Annotated in this window: 14 protein-coding genes; 4 read left to right on the top strand and 10 right to left on the bottom strand. The window is 72.8% G+C overall.

The annotated features are described in order from the left end of the window. Positions 1-3: 3 nt before the first annotated feature. The 5 genes from CSC62_RS07900 to xerD all read right to left on the bottom strand — a co-directional run bounded on the left by CSC62_RS07900 (position 4) and on the right by xerD (position 9,548). The gene (locus CSC62_RS07900; protein ID WP_162405637.1) at positions 4-2,169 is read right to left on the bottom strand and encodes a cellulose biosynthesis cyclic di-GMP-binding regulatory protein BcsB; all 2,166 of its coding nucleotides are present in this window, start codon (positions 2,167-2,169) and stop codon (positions 4-6) included. A gap of 4 nt (positions 2,170-2,173) precedes the next feature. Beyond that, positions 2,174-3,349: a non-hydrolyzing UDP-N-acetylglucosamine 2-epimerase gene (wecB, locus tag CSC62_RS07895; RefSeq protein ID WP_162405636.1), complete on the bottom strand. Its 1,176-nt coding sequence runs from the start codon at positions 3,347-3,349 to the stop codon at positions 2,174-2,176. Positions 3,350-3,659: 310 nt separating this feature from the next. Beyond that, the gene (gene purL, locus CSC62_RS07890; RefSeq protein WP_162405724.1) at positions 3,660-7,538 is read right to left on the bottom strand and encodes a phosphoribosylformylglycinamidine synthase; all 3,879 of its coding nucleotides are present in this window, start codon (positions 7,536-7,538) and stop codon (positions 3,660-3,662) included. A 162-nt stretch (positions 7,539-7,700) separates the two neighbouring features. After that, complete coding sequence (locus CSC62_RS07885) at positions 7,701-8,513, bottom strand: DsbC family protein (protein ID WP_162405635.1); 813 nt, start codon at positions 8,511-8,513, stop codon at positions 7,701-7,703. A 54-nt stretch (positions 8,514-8,567) separates the two neighbouring features. Then, positions 8,568-9,548, bottom strand: coding sequence for a site-specific tyrosine recombinase XerD (xerD, locus tag CSC62_RS07880; RefSeq protein ID WP_162405634.1), 981 nt, complete (start codon positions 9,546-9,548; stop codon positions 8,568-8,570). A gap of 55 nt (positions 9,549-9,603) precedes the next feature. Between xerD and CSC62_RS07875 the strand changes: the two genes are divergently transcribed. Next, complete coding sequence (locus CSC62_RS07875; RefSeq protein ID WP_162405633.1) at positions 9,604-10,104, top strand: RDD family protein; 501 nt, start codon at positions 9,604-9,606, stop codon at positions 10,102-10,104. Positions 10,105-10,119: 15 nt separating this feature from the next. On the opposite strand, the gene lptG is transcribed toward CSC62_RS07875, so the two are convergent. Both lptG and lptF read right to left on the bottom strand, forming a co-directional pair. Continuing rightward, positions 10,120-11,220, bottom strand: coding sequence for an LPS export ABC transporter permease LptG (gene lptG, locus CSC62_RS07870; protein ID WP_162405632.1), 1,101 nt, complete (start codon positions 11,218-11,220; stop codon positions 10,120-10,122). Continuing rightward, the gene (lptF, locus tag CSC62_RS07865; RefSeq protein ID WP_162405631.1) at positions 11,217-12,302 is read right to left on the bottom strand and encodes an LPS export ABC transporter permease LptF; all 1,086 of its coding nucleotides are present in this window, start codon (positions 12,300-12,302) and stop codon (positions 11,217-11,219) included. The genes lptG and lptF overlap by 4 nt, the downstream gene beginning before the upstream one ends. Before the next feature lie 125 nt (positions 12,303-12,427). On the opposite strand from lptF, the gene CSC62_RS07860 reads away from it, so the two are divergent. The 3 genes from CSC62_RS07860 (at position 12,428) to CSC62_RS07850 (ending at position 17,276) form a co-directional block, all read left to right on the top strand. Continuing rightward, a complete protein-coding gene (locus tag CSC62_RS07860; protein WP_162405630.1) occupies positions 12,428-13,897 on the top strand; it encodes a leucyl aminopeptidase in 1,470 nt (489 codons plus the stop codon). A gap of 2 nt (positions 13,898-13,899) precedes the next feature. After that, positions 13,900-14,325: a DNA polymerase III subunit chi gene (locus CSC62_RS07855; RefSeq protein ID WP_162405629.1), complete on the top strand. Its 426-nt coding sequence runs from the start codon at positions 13,900-13,902 to the stop codon at positions 14,323-14,325. A 116-nt stretch (positions 14,326-14,441) separates the two neighbouring features. Continuing rightward, the gene (locus tag CSC62_RS07850; protein WP_162405628.1) at positions 14,442-17,276 is read left to right on the top strand and encodes a valine--tRNA ligase; all 2,835 of its coding nucleotides are present in this window, start codon (positions 14,442-14,444) and stop codon (positions 17,274-17,276) included. A 24-nt stretch (positions 17,277-17,300) separates the two neighbouring features. Here CSC62_RS07850 and rimI read toward each other — a convergent pair whose 3' ends face one another. The 3 genes from rimI to pssA are packed head-to-tail and all read right to left on the bottom strand — an operon-like array spanning position 17,301 to position 19,182. Continuing rightward, the gene (rimI, locus tag CSC62_RS07845) at positions 17,301-17,804 is read right to left on the bottom strand and encodes a ribosomal protein S18-alanine N-acetyltransferase (protein WP_281353293.1); all 504 of its coding nucleotides are present in this window, start codon (positions 17,802-17,804) and stop codon (positions 17,301-17,303) included. Positions 17,805-17,806: 2 nt separating this feature from the next. Next, complete coding sequence (locus tag CSC62_RS07840; RefSeq protein ID WP_246194285.1) at positions 17,807-18,319, bottom strand: hypothetical protein; 513 nt, start codon at positions 18,317-18,319, stop codon at positions 17,807-17,809. Next, positions 18,316-19,182 (bottom strand): CDP-diacylglycerol--serine O-phosphatidyltransferase, encoded by an 867-nt coding sequence (pssA, locus tag CSC62_RS07835; protein ID WP_162405626.1) that lies wholly within the window; start codon positions 19,180-19,182, stop codon positions 18,316-18,318. Before pssA ends, CSC62_RS07840 begins: the two co-directional genes overlap by 4 nt. Positions 19,183-19,205 lie beyond the last annotated feature (23 nt).

Genomic DNA, 19,205 nt, shown 5'->3' with positions numbered 1-19,205 from the left:
AACTCAGTGCCCCTTGGGCGCGGCGCGGCGGCGGCGGACCTGGGCCACGCGCGCGGCCAGCAGCAGGAACGCGACCGCGCCCACCAGGACCAGCAGCCAGACCATGTGCCGCTGCCAGGCCGGCTCCGGGTTGCCCTCCTCGGCCAGGCGCGCGCCGCTGGGATCCTGTGCGTCGTAGTCCTGGACCAGGCCGCGGCCGTCGAGCAGGGCCACGCTGCCGCGGACCAGGCGGAACGGCGACTCCAGGCGCGGCGCGCCGAACTCGCGGTAACTCACCCCGGCCTGGCCGCCCTGCTCCACCACCTCGACCACGGCCGCGTCCCGCAGCCCGCCCAGGTCGAGCACGGTGCGGCCGTCGGCGGCCAGCACCAGGCGCCCGTCCTTGCCCGGATCGGCCGCGGCGGCGAAGGACAGGAACGCGCAGCCGGCGGCCGCGCCGTCCACCGCCAGTTCGGCCCGCAGGGGCGAGGCGCCGACCGCGTTGGCGACCCGGATCACCTTGGACAACGAGGCCGGCGCGTCGTCCAGCCATGCCTGCGGCAGCTGCAGCCGGTAGGGGCCGGCCAGCTGCGCGGCGGCGGCGGCGAAGCCGCTGGCCCGGCCATGTCCGAGGCGGATGTGGCTGCCGGGCAGGATCGAGACCGGATAGGCGGTGACCGGATCGTGGCAGTAGCGCCGCTCCGGCTGGCGCAGGAAGCTGACCCGCACCTGGTTGCGCGCCGCCAGGGCATAGGCCGGCACCGGCACGCGGATGCGCTGGGCCTGGCCCTTGCGCTCCAGCACCCGGGCACCGAGCAGGTAGTCGTTGAAGAACACCGAAGCCACCACGCCCTCGTCCGCGGCGTCCGGTGCGCCGGCCAGGTCGAGCACCACCTCCTCGGGCAGGCGCCCGTCGGCGGCCACGGCGCCGAGGTCGAAGGAAATGCTGCGGTCGGCGCGGGTGGCGACTTCCAGGCTGCCGGACATCGCGCCGAAGCGGTCCAGCCGCACCCGGTCCTGGCCCGACTGGACCGGCTCGGCCGCGGCCACGGTCAGCGCCTGGCCCTGGGCATAGGCGCGCCACTGCGCGTCGAGCAGCCCGGCCACGCGGGCCGCGGCGGCCGCCTCGGCCACCAGCACCGGCAGGCCGCCGGCGCGGGCCACCGCCAGATCGGCGCGGCTGCCGGCGGCGAACGCGGACATCGCCTGCCCGCGCCAGCGGGCATAGGCCGTGGCCGCATCCGGACCGGTGGCGTTGACCTCGATGGCGAGCGCGTCCAGCGCCGCGGTTGCGGCCGCGCGCAGGGCGTCGTCGGCGATCACCACGTCTACCGCCAGCGGACCGGTCTGGCCCAATGCCAGCAAGGCGCCGACCTCGGCCGCGCTGGCGAGGCGATGCTCGCCGCCGCCGGCCAGGGCGGCGAAGGCCGGGATCGTGCGCAGGCTCTCGGGCACCGCCGCACCCGCCAGGGCGACGCGGTCGCCGACCGCCGGCAGGGCCACCACCTCGACCCGGCGCCCGGCATTCTCGATTACTGCGCCGATCCGCCAGGCCGCGTCGTAGGCCGGTGCCGCCAGGCGGCGGCCCTGGACCAGCAACCGCACCCGGCCCGGCAGCGCGCCCCAGGCCTTGGCCACGGTGTCGACCGCGGCGGCATCGAAGCGATAGCGGAAGCGGCTGTCCGGCGACACCCGCAGGGTGTTGCCCGGCGCGCCTTGGTCGGCGCAGCGCTCCTCGGAGACCACCGACCACCAGCCGATGCCGAAGCGGACGAAACCGCTGTCGCGCGGCAGGCCGTCGATCCCGACCGTCCGCCCGGCGTCGCCCTGGGCATCGATGACCGTGCGCGCGAACACCGGGTCGCCGTCCACCGCCAGCTGCAGGGCGCTGCGGCCCGGATGGCCGCGCAGGTATCGCGCCTCCAGCGCCAGTTCGGCGCCGGCGGTCGGCACCCCGGCCGGCACCGGCAGGTACAGCTCGCGGCGGTCGTCGCGGCCGGCCAGCACCAGCGGCTGGGCGAAGCCCAGCTCGCGCAGCCTGACCTCGCGGGTCACGATGGTGGCGCCGTTCCATTCGGCGAACTGCCCGGCCACGCTGTCGGCGGCGCCGGCGGCCCAGGGCCAGGCCAGCGCCAGGACGAACGGAAGGCTCCGCCAGCGGCGGGCGGAAAGGCGGGCGATCGGAGTCATGCGGTCAGCAGGCGGTGGCGACGGGGGAAAGGGACGGCGACGGGGCGGCGGGCGCGAACGCCGCCACCGGCTGGCCGAGCAGGGCGGCGGCGATGCGCTCGCAGGCGCGGCCGTCGCCGTAGGGGCTGGCGTGCGGATCGAACGCGGCCGGGCGCAAGGGCGCGTCGCAGGCGGCGGCGACCTCGGCCAGGATGCTGTCCACGCCGGTGCCGACCAGGCGCACCGCGCCGGCCTCCACCGCCTCCGGGCGCTCGGTGACCTCGCGCATCACCAGCACCCGCCGGCCCAGCGCCGGTGCCTCCTCCTGGACCCCGCCCGAATCGGTCAGGACCACGTGGGCGCGCTGCATCAGGCGGACGAAGCCGAGGTAGTCCTGCGGCGGCACCAGGTGGAGGTTGGCCAGGCCGCCGAGGTGGGCGTACACCGGGCCCTGCACGTTCGGGTTCAGGTGCACCGGGTAGACGATGTCCACGTCATCGCGCTGGGCCAGTGCGGCCAGCGCCCGGCAGATGTTCTCGAAGCCCTGGCCGAAACTCTCGCGGCGGTGGCCGGTGACCAGCACCAGCTTGCGGCCCTCGGCCAGGTAGGGGAACTGCGCGTCCAGCAGCGCGCGCAGGCCGAGGTCGGCATCGAGCCGGCGCACGGTCTGGGCCAGCGCATCGATCACGGTGTTGCCGGTGACCAGCACCCGGCCGCCCAGGTTCTCGGCGGCCAGGTTGGCCGCGGCGCTGGCGGTGGGCGCGAACAGCAGGTCGGAAACGACGTCGACGAAGCGCCGGTTCATCTCCTCCGGCCAGGGCCTTTGCAGGTCGCCGGTGCGCAGCCCGGCCTCGACGTGGCCGACCGGGATCCTGCGGTGGAACGCGGCCAGCGCCGCGGCCATGGCCGTGGTGGTGTCGCCGTGCACCAGCACCCGGTCCGGCTGCACCCGCGCGTAGAGCTCGTCCAGCGTCGACACCAGCCGCGCGCACAGGCCGTTGAGGGTCTGGTTGCTGACCATCAGGTCGAGGTCGTGGTCCGGGCGGATCCCGAACAGGTCCATGACCTGGTCGAGCATCGCCCGGTGCTGGCCGGTGATGCAGACCTGGGATTCGATGCCGGGGGTATGCGCCAGCGCATGGACCAGCGGCCCCATCTTGATCGCCTCGGGACGGGTGCCGAATACGGATAGGAGTTTCAAAGCGGCTTCACTTGATTGGGCGGGCGCCCGGCACCCTCCCTTTAAACAAGAATCGGGCCATGTCCTGAGGCATGGCCGCAAGAACATGATATCGATCACATTTTCCCCGGAGGGTCGCCACTTTACGTCACTTTGTGACGCGCCGCAGCATCCACAGGCGCGAGGCCTGCCGACCTCGCCGCTTCCGCTCGTGGAACCTGCCCGGCGGAAATCCGCCGGCCATGGCTGCCGCTCCGGACTGCGTCCGCCGGAAACGGAAGCGGCGCCCGCCAGGGCGCCGCCGATGCCGTACCGTTCGTGCGCGGACCGCTCAGCCCACCCACACCCGCGCGTTGCGGAACATCCGCATCCACGGCGAATCCTCGCCCCACTCGGCCGGATGCCAGCTCAGGTTGAGCGTGCGCACCACCCGCTCCGGATGCGGCATCAGGATCGTCGCCCGCCCGTCCTCGCTGGACAGGCCGGTGATGCCCTCGGGCGAACCGTTCGGGTTGAGCGGATAGGTCGTGGCCGGGTTGCCGTCGCCGTCGACGTAGCGCAGGGCCACCCGCGCCGCGGCTTGGTCGACCGCACTGTCGAACTCGGCCCGGCCCTCGCCGTGGGCCACCGCCACCGGGATCCGCGAACCGGCCATTCCGCGCAGCAGGATCGACGGCGACTCCACCACCTCCAGCAGGCTGGTGCGCGCCTCGAACTGCTCGCTGCGGTTGCGCAGGAACTTCGGCCAGTGCTGCGCGCCGGGGATGATGTCGCGCAGCTGGCTGAGCATCTGGCAGCCGTTGCACACGCCCAGCGAGAAGCTGTCGTCGCGGGCGAAGAACGCGGCGAAGGCCTCGCGCACAGCGGCCCGCTCCAGGATCGAGGTCGCCCAGCCGCGGCCGGCGCCGAGCACGTCGCCGTAGCTGAAGCCGCCGCAGGCGGCCAGGCCCTTGAAGCCGTCCAGCGACACCCGCCCGGCGACCAGGTCGCTCATGTGCACGTCCACCGGCGCGAAGCCGGCGCGATCGAACGCGCGCGCCATCTCGATCTGGCCATTGACGCCCTGCTCGCGCAGGATCGCCACCTTCGGCCGCACGCCGGTGGCAATGAACGGTGCGGCGATGTCCTCGGCCGGATCGAATGCCAACTTCGGCTTCAGCCCCGGCGCGGCGAAGTCACGCGCGAGCGCACGCTCCTCGTCGGCGCTGTCCGGGTTGTCGCGCAGCCTCTGCATCGCGTGGGTCACCGACCACCACGCGTCGAACAGCTCCTCCCAGCGCCACTCGGCCAGCAGCTCGCCGTCCTTGCGCACCCGCACCCGCGGCATCGCCGACGGGCGGGCGATGCGCTGGGCGCACTCGGTCAGGGCGTGGCGCTCGACCAGGTCGGCGAACGCGGCGCGGTCCTCGTCGGCGACCTGCACGATCGCGCCCAGTTCCTCGTTGAACAGGGTCCGGAACGGATCCTCGCCCCAGGCGTCCAGGGTGATGTCCAGACCGCGGCGCGAGGCGAAGGCCATCTCGCACAGGGCGGCGAAGGCGCCGCCGTCGCTGCGGTCGTGGTAGGCCTGCAGCAGGCCGGCCTCGCGCGCGTCGCACATCAGCGCGAAGAAATTGCGCAGGCGCTCGGGCGCGTCCAGGTCCGGGACCTCGCCGCCGAACGCCGGCAGGCCTTCGTGGCCGGCATGGACCTGGGCCAGGATCGAGCCGCCCAGGCGCTGCTTGCCGCCGCCCAGGCCGATCAGCCACAGCTCGCTGTCGTCGCCCGGCGCCAGCAGCGGGGTCAGCTGGGCGCGCGCGTCGGCCACCGGCGCGAACGCGGAGACGATCAGCGACACCGGCGACACCGACTTGTGCGCCTGGCCGCCGTCCTGCCACTGCGCCTGCATCGACAGCGAGTCCTTGCCCACCGGGATGCTGACGTCCAGCTGCGGGCACAGCTCCATGCCCACCGCGCGCACCGCGTCGTACAGCAGGGCGTCCTCGCCGGGATGGCCGCAGGCGGCCATCCAGTTGGCCGACAGCTTGACCTGCTCCAGCGCCTGCACCGGCGCCGCGCACAGGTTGGTGATCGCCTCGCCCACGGCCATGCGCGCGGCCGCGGCCGAGTCCAGCAGGGCCAGCGGGGTGCGCTCGCCGATCGACATCGCCTCGCCGGCGACGCCGTCGTAGTCGGCCAGGGTGATCGCGCAGTCGGCCAGCGGCAGCTGCCAGGGGCCGACCATCTGCTCGCGCGCGGTCAGGCCGCCGACGCTGCGGTCGCCGATGGTGACCAGGAAGCTCTTGGCCGCCACGGTCGGATGTGCGAGCACGCGCAGGGCGGCCTGGTGCAGATCGAGCGCGCCGGTGGCCAGCGCCGGCCACGGCGCGGCCGGCGGATGGGCGGCGTCGCGGTGCATCTTCGGCGGCTTGCCGAACAGCACGTCCATCGGAAGATCGATCGGCGCGTCGGCCGGGATGTTGCCCGGGGTGGCGCCGTAGGCGACCACCAGCCGCTCCTCGGCGGTGGCCACGCCCACGGCCGCGAACGGGCAGCGCTCGCGCGCGCAGATCGCGGCGAACTCGTCCAGGCGGTCGGCCGGCACGCCGAGCACGTAGCGCTCCTGCGATTCGTTGCACCACAGCTCCAGCGGCGACAGCGAGGGATCGTCGCTGGGTACCTTGCCCAGGTCGATCACCCCGCCCACGCCCGAGTCGTGCAGCAGCTCGGGGATGGCGTTGGACAGGCCGCCGGCGCCGACGTCGTGGAAGAAGTGGATCGGGTTGCGCTCGCCCAGCGCCACGCAGCGGTCGATGACCTCCTGCACCCGGCGCTCCATCTCCGGGTTGTCGCGCTGCACGCTGGCGAAGTCCAGGTCCTCGGCGCTCTCGCCGGAGGCCACCGAACTGGCCGCGCCGCCGCCCAGGCCGATCAGCATCGCCGGGCCGCCGAGCACGATCACCGCGTCGCCCGGCTGCATCCTGATCTTGTCGACCTGGATCCGGTCGATCGCGCCCAGGCCGCCGGCGAGCATGATCGGCTTGTCGTAGGCGCGCGCGATGTCGTTTTCCGGCAGCTCGAAGCTGCGGAAATAGCCCAGCAGGTTCGGCCGGCCGAACTCGTTGTTGAACGCGGCGCCGCCCAGCGGGCCGTCGAGCATGATTTCAAGTGCGGGAGCCATGCGCGGGTTGAGCGCGCGTGGCGCCTCCCACGGCTGCGGCAGCGTGGGGATGCGCAGGTGCGAGACCGAGAAGCCGGTCAGGCCGGCCTTGGGCTTGCCGCCGCGGCCGGTGGCGCCCTCGTCGCGGATCTCGCCGCCGGCACCGGTGGAGGCGCCCGGGAACGGCGAGATCGCGGTCGGATGGTTGTGGGTCTCGACCTTGATCTGGAACGCGGACGGCACCGCGGCCTCGGTCCGGTATTCGCCGGTCGCCGGATCGGGGCGGTAGCGCGCGGCGACGTGCCCTTCGATCACCGCGGCGTTGTCGCTGTACGCGCTCAACGTGTGCTGCGGGGTCTTCTGGTGGGTGTTGCGGATCATCCGGAACAGCGAGCGGTCCTGGTCCTGGCCGTCGATGGTCCAGCTGGCGTTGAAGATCTTGTGCCGGCAGTGCTCCGAGTTCGCCTGGGCGAACATCATCAGCTCCACGTCCGACGGATCGCGGCCCAGCTCGGCGTAGCGTTCGCGCAGGTAGTCGATCTCGTCCTGGGCCAGGGCCAGGCCCAGGCGCCGGTTGGCGCTTTCCAGCTCGGCCAGGGCGATCCGCTCCAGCGGCTTGCGCGGCGGCGCGGCGAACAGCGCCTGCGCCTGTTCGCGGTCGGCCAGCAGGGACTGGGTCATCGGGTCGTGCAGCAGCTTGCCGAGCGCGGCCTGGGTGGCGACGTCGGCCGGCCAGCCGGCCAGGTCCAGGCGCAGGCCGCGTTCGACCCGGGCCACCGCCAGCCCGGCGCCGCGCAGCAGCTCGGTGGCCTTGCTCGACCAGGGCGAGCGGGTGCCCAGGCGCGGCACCACGTAGCGCGACAGGGCGCCGTCGGCGCGCGGCGCCTCGGCGGCTCCGGCCTGGAGGATGCGGTGGAGGGCGGCCGGATCCGGCGCCGTGTCGCCCGGCTGGACGAAGTAGACGTGCCAGGCGCCTTCGATGCGCAGGCCGGGGACCAGGGACTGCAGGCGGGTTTCGAGCCGCTGCCGGCGGAACGGCGAAAGGGCGGGCGCGCCCTCGAGGACGATCATGTCCGGGGGAAGTCGCAAGGAAGGAAGGCCGGCCATTGTACCGGACCGGGCCCCGGACCCGGCCACGACGACGCCCGGGGTCGGCCGACGCGCCCGGTGGCGGCGGCCGGACGCCGCCGCCTTACCCGGGACCGCAGATCCGGCGGTACCGTCCGGTTCCCCTCAGCGCGACCCGCCTGCCGTGGCCGTCTCGCCGGAGAGGCGGTCCAGCGCCGCGCGCATCTGCGCCGGCGGCATGTAGCCGCCCAGCTGGGTGCCGTCCGGGGCGAACACCGCCGGGGTCCCGGACACGCCGATGCGCTGGCCCAGGGTGTAGTGCATGGCCACCGGGCTGGTGCATTCCTTCTTCTGCACCCGGGTGCCCGACTTGGCCTGGGTCAGCGCCTGCTTGCGGTCGGCCGAACACCACACCGAGACCATGTCGCGGAAATCGTCGCTGGCCAGCCCCATCCGCGGGAACGCCAGGTACTCCACGGCGATGCCCTGGCGGTTGTACTCGGCGATCTCCTGGTGCATGCGCCGGCAGTAGCCGCACTCGATGTCGGTGAAGACGCTGACGGTGTACTTCGGGTTGGGCGGCGAGAACACGATCCGCTCGTTCTCCGGCACCTTGGCGATCTCGCCGCGGCGGAAGGCCATCAGCCCCGGGCTGGCGGCCGGCTGCCGGGCCTGCAGGTCGAACGGCTGCGCCTGCATCAGGTAGCGGCCGTCGTCGGAGACGTACAGCACCTGGCCGTCGAACAGCACCTCGCGGAAGCCGGCGAAGGGGGCCGCGCCGACGTAATCGGCCTGGGTGCCGGCGGCGATCTGGGCCAGGGCCGCGCGCACCGCTTCCTCGGGACTGCCGGCCGCGGCCGGAGCATTGGCGGCGGGCGCCTTCGGCGCAGCGGCGGCGGGAGCCGCCGGCGGGGCCGGCTGGGCACAGGCGCTGAGGCTGACCGCACCCAGCAAAGCGGCGGCGAGGAATCGGGACATGCGGGGGACCTGCGGCGACGGAAACAGGCTGCGATTCTGGCACATCGTGCCGCCTCACCCCCTCGGGTGGTGGCGGGCGTGCAGGCGCTGCAGGTGCTCGCGCGCGACCAGGGTGTAGATCTGGGTGGTCGACAGGCTGGCGTGGCCCAGCAGCAGCTGCAAGGCGCGCAGGTCGGCGCCGCGGTTGAGCAGGTGGGTGGCGAAGCTGTGGCGCAGGCCGTGCGGGGTCACCGTCCGCGGGTCGATCCCGGCCACCGCGGCATGGCGCTTGAGCGCCTGCCAGTACGCCTGCCGGGTCGGCGCCTGCCGCGCCGGGGTCAGGAACAGCGGCACTTGGCCATGCGCGTCCGCCGGCACCGGGCGGCCGCCTGCCAGCTGCGGCCGGGCCTTGGCCAGGTAGCGCTCCAGCCAGTCCTGGGACTCCTCGCCCAGCGGCACCAGGCGTTCCTTGCCGCCCTTGCCCAGCACCCGGACCACGCCCTGGCGCAGGTTGACCGCGTTGGCCGGCAGGTTGACCAGCTCGCTCACCCGCAGGCCGGCGGCGTACATCAGCTCCAGCATCGCGCGGTCGCGCAGGCCCTCGGGCGTGTCGACGGCGGGGGCCGCCAGAAGCGCCTCGACCTGGGATTCGGTCAGCGCCTTAGGCAGGGGCCGCGGCAGCCGCGGCGGTTCCAGCAGGGCGGCCGGATCATCGGCACGCACGCCCAGGCGCACCAGGTGGGCGTAGAACCCGCGCAGGCTGGCGCGCAGGCGGGCGTTGCTGCGCGGCTTGTAGCCCTGGCCGAAGCGCCAGGCCAGGTAGTCATGCAGCGTCTGCCGGTCGGCGCCTTCCAGCCCGCCGCGGGCGCCGTCGAGCCAGCGCGCCAGCTGCTCCAGGTCGCGCCGGTAGGCCTCCAGGCTCTGCCGGGCCAGGCCGTGCTCGGCCCAGACCGCATCGATGAAGCGGGCGATGGCGCGCTCATCGGCATCGCGCAACGCCGGCAGGCCCCGGGCGAGGCGGCGACGGTCGGCGGTGCTGCGGGCGGTGTCGTGCATCGGGGACAGGATAGCGTCCGCTACGACCGCGGCCGCGCCGCTATCCTGTGCGCCGATGGAAGACACCGCCAAGCCCGCTCCGACTGCCGATACCGCGCCCGGCGCATCCCCGCGGCCGCGCGCCCTGGTCCTGTGGCGCCTGCTGGCGCTGTTCTACGACCTGTGGCCGGCGCTGGCGCTGTGGATGCTGACCGCCCTGCCCTTCGTCCTGCTCGACGTGGCCACCCACGGTGGCGACACCCGGCACAACATCGCCCCGTACAGCCCGATGGGCTGGCTGCTGTGGCTGGCCTGCTGGATCGTCACCGGACTGTACGCCACGGTGAGCTGGCACCGCGGCGGCCAGACCCTGGGCATGCGCCCCTGGCGGCTGCGGCTGCAGGCGGACGACGGCGGCCTGCCCACCATGCGCCAGCTGTGGCTGCGGTACGCGGTCGGCACGCTGTCCCTGCTCGCCGGCGGCTTGGGTTTCTGGTGGGCCTGGTTCGACCGCGACCGCCTGGCCTGGCATGACCGCGCCAGCGGCACCCGGCTGGTGCGGGCGGCCATGGTCTGATGGGCGGCTCTCCGGTCAGCCGGACTTGCGCCTGAACAGCAGCCACGAGGTCAGCAGCATCAGCACCGGCGGCAAGGCGTAGGCGATCCGGTAGTCGAAGCGGAACGCGCCGGCCAGGCGCCCGAACTGCATCTGCAGCAGCATGAAGCCCAGCGCGAAGACGATGCCCAGGAACAGGCGTTTGCCCATGCCGCCGCTGCGCAGGCTGCCGAAGGCGAACGGCACCGCCGCCAGGCACAGGGCCAGCACGTTCAGCGGATAGAACCAGCGGCTCCAGTAGGTGTCCTCGTAGTCGCGCGCGTCCAGGCCGTTGCGGCGGCGGTACTCGATGCTGGCCTGCAGGTCGGCGGCCGACAGGTTGCGCGGGCGGGTGACGCCGGCGGCCAGGGCGTTGGCGTCCAGCTGCGAGTCCCAGCGCTGCGACTCCACCTTCTGCTCGCGCGCGGAATCGGCGCCCAGCTCCACCCGGCGCGCCTGCTGCAGGCGCCAGCCTTCCTGGTCGTGGACCGCCAGGGCGGCGCGGGTCAGCGATTGCAGGCGCCCGTCCTCGCCGACCTGATACAGGCGCACGTCGCGCAGCTCCAGCACGCGCTGGCCGTCGACCACCCGCTCCTGGCCGTCGATCGCGTTCAGGAAGGTGTCGCCCTCGCGCGCCCACAGCCCCGAATAGCGGGCCATGGCGATGTTGTTGCTCTTGGCCGCCAGCTTGAGCTGGTCGGCCTGGCGCTGGCCCCACGGCGCCAGGGTCTCGCCGGTGAGCACCATCAGCGCGGTCAGCAGGGTCAGGGCCGCGGCCACCGACAGCGACAGCCGCCTGCGGGAAAGCCCCAGCGCGCGCAGGGCGGTCAGCTCAGAGGTCGCCGCCAGCTGGCCCAGGCCCATCAGCGAGCCGATCACCGCCGCGTACGGGAAGATCGAGTAGGCCCGGCGCGGCACCGAATAGGCGACGAAGGCCAGCGCGGTCGGGAAGTCGTAGCTGCCCTTGCCCAGGTCGCCGAGCTGGCCGGACAGGGCCAGCATCACGTCCAGGCCGACCAGCACCGCCCAGGTCAGCAGTACCGTGGCCAGCACCACCCGGCCGATGTAGAGGTCGTGCAGGCGCGGGCGCAGAATCATGCCGCCACCTTCCGCGGCCGCGGCAGGCGCCCGTCGCGCCGGTACAGCCATACCGCCAGGGCCAGCAGGGGCAGGGTCAGCCACCACAGCCCGGCCGGCGCCGGCAGGTCGCCTTCGGCCAGCAGGCGGACGCCGATGAACATCAGGTTGAGCCCGACCAGGTAGGCGAGGAAACCCAGCATCAGCCGGCCGTAGCGCTGCTGCCGCGGCGAGCTGCGCGCCAGCGGCACGGTCAGCAGGGCGAAGCCCAGGGCCAGCAGGGGCGGCGTCAGCCGGCCGTGCAGTTCGGCCACCGCGGCCGGGCGGCCATCGCCGATCAGGTCGGTGGTGGCGGTCAGCTCCGGGTCGTCGTCCTTGCGGCTCTCGGCCCGGTCGGGCAGCGCCACCTCGTTGCTGGCGTAGCGCATCAGCCGGAAGTCCAGGCCGGCATCGAGCGGGCCTTCGACCCGGTGGCCGTCGAGCAGGCGCAGGTAGCGGTCGCGGTCGCCCTCGAACTCGAGCGAGCCTTGGCGGGCAGTGACCACGTCCACCCGGCCCTCCTCCTCGCGCTGCAGGAACACCCCCTGCAGGTTGCGCCCGTCCTCGCTCATGCCGTCGATGTAGACGATCCCGCCGCCACTGGGCAGGGCAGTGAAGCGGCCCGGCTCCAGCCCGGCCACGATCAGGCTGCGGTTGGCCTGCTCGATCATCCGCGCGCCGGTGCTTCGCGCCCAGGGTCCCAGCCACAGCGAGCACATCCCGACCACCACCACCACCGGCAGGGCGGTCATCAGCACCGGCCGCAGGAGCCGGCCCGGGCCGACCCCGACCGCGTTGAGCACGGCCATCTCCGAGTCCCGGTACAGCCGGGCCACGGCCAGCATCAGCCCCAGCATCAGCGCAAGCGGCAGCACCAAAGGCAGGTAGACCAGCAGCTGCAGGCCCAGCTGGGACAGCATCAGCCGCGCCGGCAGGCCGCCATCGGCGATCTCGCCCAGCACGTCGACCAGCACTCCGCCCAGGCTCACCACCAGCAGCACGATCAGGGTCGCCAGCACGCTCTGGGCGAAATCGGCCAACAGGTATCGGTCGAGCTTCGGCATCGGCGGGGCCAGTCCTATAAAATCCCGGGTTTCGCGTGGACGCCGCCGGCCGGGGCCGCATTGCCCCAGGCGCCGGGCGGTCGACGATTGTACGTACCTGTCACCAGAATCTGGGAATCTGCTCAATGGCCCTGCAATTCACCCTGAACCGCGAGGCCGCCGCCGCGGCCGCCTTCGACTGCGTCGTGGTCGGCGCCTACGCCGACAAGGCGCTCACGCCCGCGGGCCAGGCGATCGACGACGCCAGCGGCGGCCGCCTGCGCGCCCTGCTCGAGCGCGGCGACCTCAGCGGCCGCACCGGCCGCAGCCTGCTGCTGCACGACCTGCCGGGCGTGGCCTCGCCGCGGGTGCTGGTGATCGGCCTGGGCGAGAGCGCCAAGTTCGGGGTGCCGCAGTACCTCAAGGCGGTGGCCGATGCGGTCCGCGCGCTCAAGACCGGGCCGGTGTCCAGCGCATTGTTCACGATCAGCGAAGCGGCCGTGACCGGCCGCGACGCCGCCTGGAACGTCCGCCAGGCCGCGATCGCCGCCGACCACGCCGCCTACCGCTACACCGCCACCCTGGGCAAGAAGAAGGACGAACCGGGCCTGCGCACGCTGGCGATCAGCGGCGAGGACGCCACCGCCCTGGCCCAGGGCGAGGCGATCGCCGCCGGCGTGGCCTTCACCCGCGAGCTGGGCAACCTGCCGCCGAACATCTGCAACCCCGCCTACCTGGCCGCGCAGGCGCAGGAATTCGCCGCCGCCCACGAGGGCGCGCAGGCCGAGATCCTGGACGAGCGGCAGATGGAGGCGCTGGGCATGGGCTCTTTGCTGGCCGTGGCCCGCGGCTCGGTCAACCGCCCGCACCTGGTGGTGCTGAAGTGGTCCGGTGGCGGCGACGCCAAGCCTTACGTGCTCGTCGGCAAGGGCATCACCTTCGACACCGGCGGCGTCAACCTCAAGACCCAGGGCGGGATCGAGGAGATGAAGTACGACATGCTCGGCGCCGGCAGCGTGCTGGGCACCTTCGTGGCCGCGGTGAAGATGAAGCTGCCGCTGAACCTGGTCGTGATCGCCCCGGCGGTGGAGAACGCGATCGACGGCAACAGCTACCGGCCGTCGGACGTGATCACCTCCATGTCCGGCAAGACCATCGAGGTCGGCAACACCGACGCCGAGGGCCGCCTGATCCTGTGCGACGCCCTGACCTATGCCCAGCGCTTCGAGCCGCAGGCCCTGGTGGACGTGGCCACCCTGACCGGCGCCTGCATGGTCGCCCTGGGCAAGTACGCTTCGGGCCTGATGAGCAAGCATGACGACCTGGCCGGCGAGCTGCTGGCCGCCGGCGAGAACGTGTTCGACCGCGCCTGGCGCCTGCCCTTGTGGGACGAGTACCAGACCCTGCTGGAATCGACCTTCGCCGACGTCTACAACATCGGCGGCCGCTGGGGCGGCGCGATCACCGCTGGCTGCTTCCTGGCCCGCTTCGCCGAGGGCCAGCGCTGGGCCCACCTGGACATCGCCGGCTCGGCCAGCGACGAGGGCAAGCGCGGCATGGCCACCGGCCGCCCGGTCGGCCTGCTGAGCCAGTGGCTGCTGGACCGGGTCGGCTGAGCGTGCCCCGCGCCGACTTCTACCTGATCGCCAAGCCCCGTTTCGCCGAGCAGCCCCTGCTGCTGGTCTGCGAACTGGCCCGCCGCGCCTGCGACTCCAACCAGTTCGCCCTGATCCTGGCGCGCGACGCGGCCCAGGCCGAGGAACTGGACGACCTTTTGTGGTCGTTCGATCCGGACGCCTACATCCCGCACCAGATCGCCGGCCAGGACGAGGAGGACGAGGTCACCCCGGTGCTGATCGCCGCCCCCGGCACCGAGGCGCCGGCGCGGCCCCTGGTGATCAACCTGCGCGACGAGGCCTGGGGCGCGGCCTGCGAGCGGGTGCTGGAAGTGGTGCCCGCCGACCCGGCCACACGCGGCCCCTTGCGCGAGCGCTGGAAGCAGTACCAGGCGCTGGGCTACGAACTGAACAAGCACGACATGTAACCGCCGTCCTTCAACTGCCGTCGTCCCGGCGTACGCCGGGACCCAGCGACTTGCAGCACTGGACCGCTCCCGAAAGACACTGGGTCCCGGCGTACGCCGGGACGACGAAGAAGACCATGACCGATACCACCCTCCCCTCCGGCTACGAACCCAAGTCCTTCGAATCGCGCCTGTACGCCGAGTGGGAGGCCAGCGGCTGCTTCAGGCCCAGCGGCCAGGGCGAGCCGTACTCGATCCTGTTGCCGCCGCCCAACGTCACCGGCACCCTGCACATGGGCCATGCCTTCCAGCACACGCTGATGGACGCGCTGGTCCGCCACCAGCGCATGCTCGGCCGCGACGTGCTCTGGCAGATGGGCACCGACCACGCCGGCATCGCCACCGAGATGGTGGTCAGCCGCAACCTGGCGCTGGAGGGCAATGGCGAAACCCGCGACTCGCTGGGCCGCGAGGGTTTCATCGCCAAGGTCTGGGAGTGGAAGGGCCAGTCCGGTGACACCATCGAGCGGCAGATGCGCCGCCTCGGCGCCTCCGGCGACTGGTCGCGCAGCACCTTCACCATGGATCCGCAGCCGTCGGCGGCGGTGGTCGAGGCCTTCGTGCGCTGGCACGAGCAGGGCCTGATCTACCGCGGCCAGCGCCTGGTCAACTGGGATCCGGTGCTGAAGACCGCGATCTCCGACCTGGAGGTGGAGAATGTGGAGGAAGACGGTTTCCTCTGGTCGATCCGCTATCCGCTGGCCGACGGCGTGAGCTACGAGCACGTCGAGGTCGATGCGGAGGGCAATGAAGTCCTGCGCGAAGTGCGTGATTACCTGGTCGTGGCCACCACCCGCCCGGAGACCATGCTCGGCGACACCGCGGCGATGGTGCATCCGGAAGACCCACGCTATGCGGCGCTGGCGGGCAAGGAGATCGTGCTGCCGCTGACCGGCCGCCGCATCCCGGTAATCGCCGACGACTACGTCGACCGCGCCTTCGGCACCGGCGTGGTCAAGGTCACCCCGGCGCACGACTTCAACGACTACCAGGTCGGCGTGCGCCATGGCCTGCCGATGATCAACCTGTTCACCCCAGTGGCCGCGCTCAACGACGCCGCTCCGGAGAAATACCGCGGCCTGGACCGCTACGACGCGCGCAAGGCCGTGCTCGCCGACCTGGAGGACCTCGGCCTGCTGGTCGAGACCAAGCCGCACAAGCTGCAGGTGCCGCGCGGCGACCGTACCGGCCAGGTGATCGAGCCCTACCTGACCGACCAGTGGTTCGTGAAGATGGACGCGCTGGCCAAGCGCGGCCTCGAACTCGTCGAGTCCGGTGAGGTGAAATTCGTCCCGCCCAACTGGATCAACACCTACCGCCACTGGATGGAGAACATCCAGGACTGGTGCATCAGCCGCCAGCTGTGGTGGGGCCACCGCATCCCGGCGTGGTTCGACGAGGCGGGCCGCTGCTACGTCGGCCGCAGCGAGGACGAGGTGCGGGCGAAGCACGGCCTCGGCGCCGAGCTGGCGCTGAACCAGGACAGCGACGTGCTGGAGACCTGGTTCTCCTCGCAGCTGTGGCCGTTCAGCACGATGGGCTGGCCGGACCAGGCGGCGATGGCGCAGCGCGGCTTCGACCGCTACCTGCCCTCTTCGGTGCTGGTCACCGGCTTCGACATCATCTTCTTCTGGGTGGCGCGGATGATCATGGCCACCGACAGCTTCACCGGCCAGGTGCCGTTCCGCGACGTCTACATCACCGGCCTGATCCGCGACGCCCAGGGCCAGAAGATGTCCAAGTCCAAGGGCAATGTCCTCGATCCGCTGGACATCATCGACGGCATCTCGCTGGAGGACCTGGTCGCCAAGCGCACCAGCGGCCTGATGCAGCCCAAGCTGGCCGAACGGATCGAGAAGGCCACCCGCAAGGAATTCCCCGACGGCATCATCGCCCACGGCGCCGACGCCCTGCGCTTCACCATCGCCGCGCTGGCCGGCCACGGCCGCGACATCAAGTTCGACCTCGGCCGCGCCGAGGGCTACAAGAACTTCTGCAACAAGCTGTGGAACGCCAGCCGCTTCGTGCTGATGAACACCGAAGGCGCCTCCTTCAGCGGTGCGCCGTCTCCCGCGACCGACGCCGAGAAGTGGATCCTGGCCCGCCTGGCCGCGGTCACCGCCCAGGCCCAGGAACATTTCGCCGGCTACCGCTTCGACCTGCTGGCGCAGGCTTTGTACGAATTCGCCTGGAACGAGTTCTGCGACTGGTTCGTGGAGCTGGCCAAGCCGGCGCTCAACGGCGAGGACGCCAAGGCCGCCGCCAGCACCCGCCACACCCTGCTGTACGTGCTCGAATCGCTGCTGCGCCTGCTTCACCCGCTGGTGCCGTTCGTGAGCGAGGAACTGTGGCGCCAGGTCGCCCCGCGCGTGGGCGTGGCCGGCGGCTCGATCTCGCTGCGGCCGTACCCGGAGCCGGCCGACTTCGCCGGCCAGGACTACGCCGCCGCCGAGGCCGACATCGAATGGTTCAAGGCCATGGTCTCGGCCCTGCGCCGGGTCCGCAGCGAACTGGGCGTCTCGCCCGGCAAGCAGGTGCGCCTGCTCCTGCAGGCCGGCGGCGAGGCCGACCGCGCCCGGGTCGCGCGCTTCGAGGCGCAGCTGCGCTTCCTGCTGCGGCTGGAGTCGGTCGAATGGCTGCAGCCGGGCGTCGAAGCCCCGGCCGCCGCCGCGGCCATCGTCGGCGAGCTGAAGCTGCTGGTGCCGCTGGAGGGCCTGGTCGACCTCGACGCCGAGCGCACCCGCCTGGACAAGGAGATCGCCCGCGTGGCCGCCGAGAAGGACAAGAGCGAGGCCAAGCTGGCCAGGTTCACCGACAAGGTGCCGGCGGCGGTGGTCGAGCAGGAGCGCCAGCGCCTGGCCGACTGGAGCGCCCAGCTCGACGGCCTGCGCGGGCAGCGCGCCAGGCTCTGAGCGAAGGCGCGGGAGCGGACCGCCCTACAGCGGTGGCATCCGCTCCACTTCGCCGGAGACCAGTTCCATCGCCATCACGATCGCGTCCTCGCGGCCCTCGTGCGCCGGGTAGTAGCGCGGGCGCCGGCCGATCTCGTTGAAGCCCTCGCTGTGGTACAGCGCGATCGCCGGCGGATTGGACGGACGTACCTCCAGGAACACCCTTTGCGCGCCCTGGTCGCGGGCCATGCGCAGCAAGGCCCGCAGCAGGTGCCGCCCCAGCCCGCGCGACTGCCGCTCCGGTGCGCTGCACAGGTTGAGGATGTGGGCCTCGTCGGCGGCGATGCTCATCACCCCGTAGCCGGCCGGGCGGTCGTCCTCCAGCGCCAGCAGGGCCGGATAGCCGGCAAGCAGGCAGTCGCGGAAGATCCCGCGGGTCCAGGGAAAAGGATAGGCGCGGCGCTCGATCGCCATCACCGCGTCCAGGTCGCCCTCGCGGATCGCCCGCAGCCGCCAGGACCGCGGCGACAGCTCGCGGTAGGCGGCCACGCTCACGGCCGCTTCCTCAGCGCCCGCAGCTGCGGCCAGAACGCACGCTTGGCCGCCGGGTCCTGGCGCAGCCGCTCCACCGGCCATTGCGCCATCGCCGCCTGCGCCGCGGGATCGGACGGGTCCAGGCCGGAGGCGCGCAGCAGGGCCAGCTGCAGGCGGTCGGGCAGGCGCGGCATGCGCCGGGCCGCCGCGGCCGGCCGCGTGCCGGCGTCCGCCCCGACCGGCGCGGCATCCGCGCGCGCGCGCGCCGGGACCGCCGCGTCATCCAGCGAGGGTGCCCGCCGCGGCGCATCGTCGCGCCAGTCCGCCGGCTGCGGCCGGGCCGAGGGCACGGGGCGCTCGCGCGCGCCGGCCGCACCTGCCCCGGCAAGGGCCTCCTCCGGCGCCACGTCGGCCTCGACCGGCGCCTCCGCGGCCACCTCGCCGTGGCGATAGACCACGTGCCCCAGCGCCTGCAGCCAGTAGCGCTGCCGCGGGCTCCAGGGCGAATCGCCGGCGGCCGGCAGGGTCACGCCGCCGGCTCCGCAGGCCGTCGCGCGCGCAGCCACAGCGCCAGCACGGGCCCGGACAGGCCATACAGGATGCCGACCGCGAACAGCACCCGCGGCGGGTCGATCACCACCATGGCGATCACCACCGGCACGCCCAGCAGCACCGCGAACGGCACCCGGTCGGCGCGCGCGCCGCCCTCGCCGCTGCCCTTGAAGCTCCAGTAGCGGATCCGGCTGACCATCAGCAGGGCCGCGCACAGGGTCACGCCCAAGGCGACGTAGCGCAGTTCCTCGCCGCTCCAGCCCAGCTGGCCGTCGGCGAAGGCCCAGACGAAGGACATCATCAGTCCCGCCGCGGCCGGGCTGGCCAGGCCGACGAACCAGCGCTTGTCCACCACCCCGACCTGGGTGTTGAAGCGGGCCAGGCGCAGGGCCGCGCAGGCCGCGTAGAGGAAGGCCACCGCCCAGCCGACCCGGCCCAGGGTGCCGCCGTCGAACTTCAGCGCCGACAGCGACCAGTGGTACATCACCAGCGCCGGCGCCAGGCCGAAGCTGACCAGGTCGGCCAGCGAGTCGTACTGCACGCCGAAGTCGCTGCTGGTGCCGGTCAGGCGCGCCACCCGGCCGTCGATGCCGTCGGCCAGCCCGGCCACGAACACGGCGATCGCCGCGGCGGTGAACTGGCTGTTGGCCGCGGCGATGATCGCGTAGAAGCCGGCGAACAGGCCGCAGGTGGTGAACAGGTTCGGCAGCAGGTAGATCCCGCGCGAGCGCGGCGGCGGTCGGTCATGGTCCATGGCGCCAGTGTACGGGCCGGCCGGCGGCTTGTCGGAGGAATGGGTGACGCCGTTGGCGTCCTTCCACTGGTAGACGTTCTGGGCCATGGCGCCGGCCGGCCAGCGCTACG

The organism is Pseudoxanthomonas jiangsuensis (genome assembly GCF_010093185.1).
In the GTDB taxonomy this organism is placed as follows: Bacteria; Pseudomonadota; Gammaproteobacteria; order Xanthomonadales; family Xanthomonadaceae; genus Pseudoxanthomonas; species Pseudoxanthomonas jiangsuensis.
The sequence above is the reverse complement of the archived record's forward strand: the minus strand, read 5'-3'. Positions and strand labels throughout refer to the sequence as shown.

Bases quoted from the DNA above. Each gene is read 5' to 3' on its own strand.
- lptG (WP_162405632.1), bottom strand. From the start codon at position 11,220: ATGATTCTGCGCCCGCGCCTGCACGACCTCTACATCGGCCGGGTGGTG.
- CSC62_RS07900 (WP_162405637.1), bottom strand. From the start codon at position 2,169: ATGACTCCGATCGCCCGCCTTTCCGCCCGCCGCTGGCGGAGCCTTCCG.
- purL (WP_162405724.1), bottom strand. From the start codon at position 7,538: ATGATCGTCCTCGAGGGCGCGCCCGCCCTTTCGCCGTTCCGCCGGCAG.
- CSC62_RS07875 (WP_162405633.1), top strand. From the start codon at position 9,604: ATGGAAGACACCGCCAAGCCCGCTCCGACTGCCGATACCGCGCCCGGC.
- pssA (WP_162405626.1), bottom strand. From the start codon at position 19,182: ATGGCCCAGAACGTCTACCAGTGGAAGGACGCCAACGGCGTCACCCAT.
- lptF (WP_162405631.1), bottom strand. From the start codon at position 12,302: ATGCCGAAGCTCGACCGATACCTGTTGGCCGATTTCGCCCAGAGCGTG.
- CSC62_RS07860 (WP_162405630.1), top strand. From the start codon at position 12,428: ATGGCCCTGCAATTCACCCTGAACCGCGAGGCCGCCGCCGCGGCCGCC.
- CSC62_RS07850 (WP_162405628.1), top strand. From the start codon at position 14,442: ATGACCGATACCACCCTCCCCTCCGGCTACGAACCCAAGTCCTTCGAA.
- CSC62_RS07885 (WP_162405635.1), bottom strand. From the start codon at position 8,513: ATGTCCCGATTCCTCGCCGCCGCTTTGCTGGGTGCGGTCAGCCTCAGC.
- xerD (WP_162405634.1), bottom strand. From the start codon at position 9,548: ATGCACGACACCGCCCGCAGCACCGCCGACCGTCGCCGCCTCGCCCGG.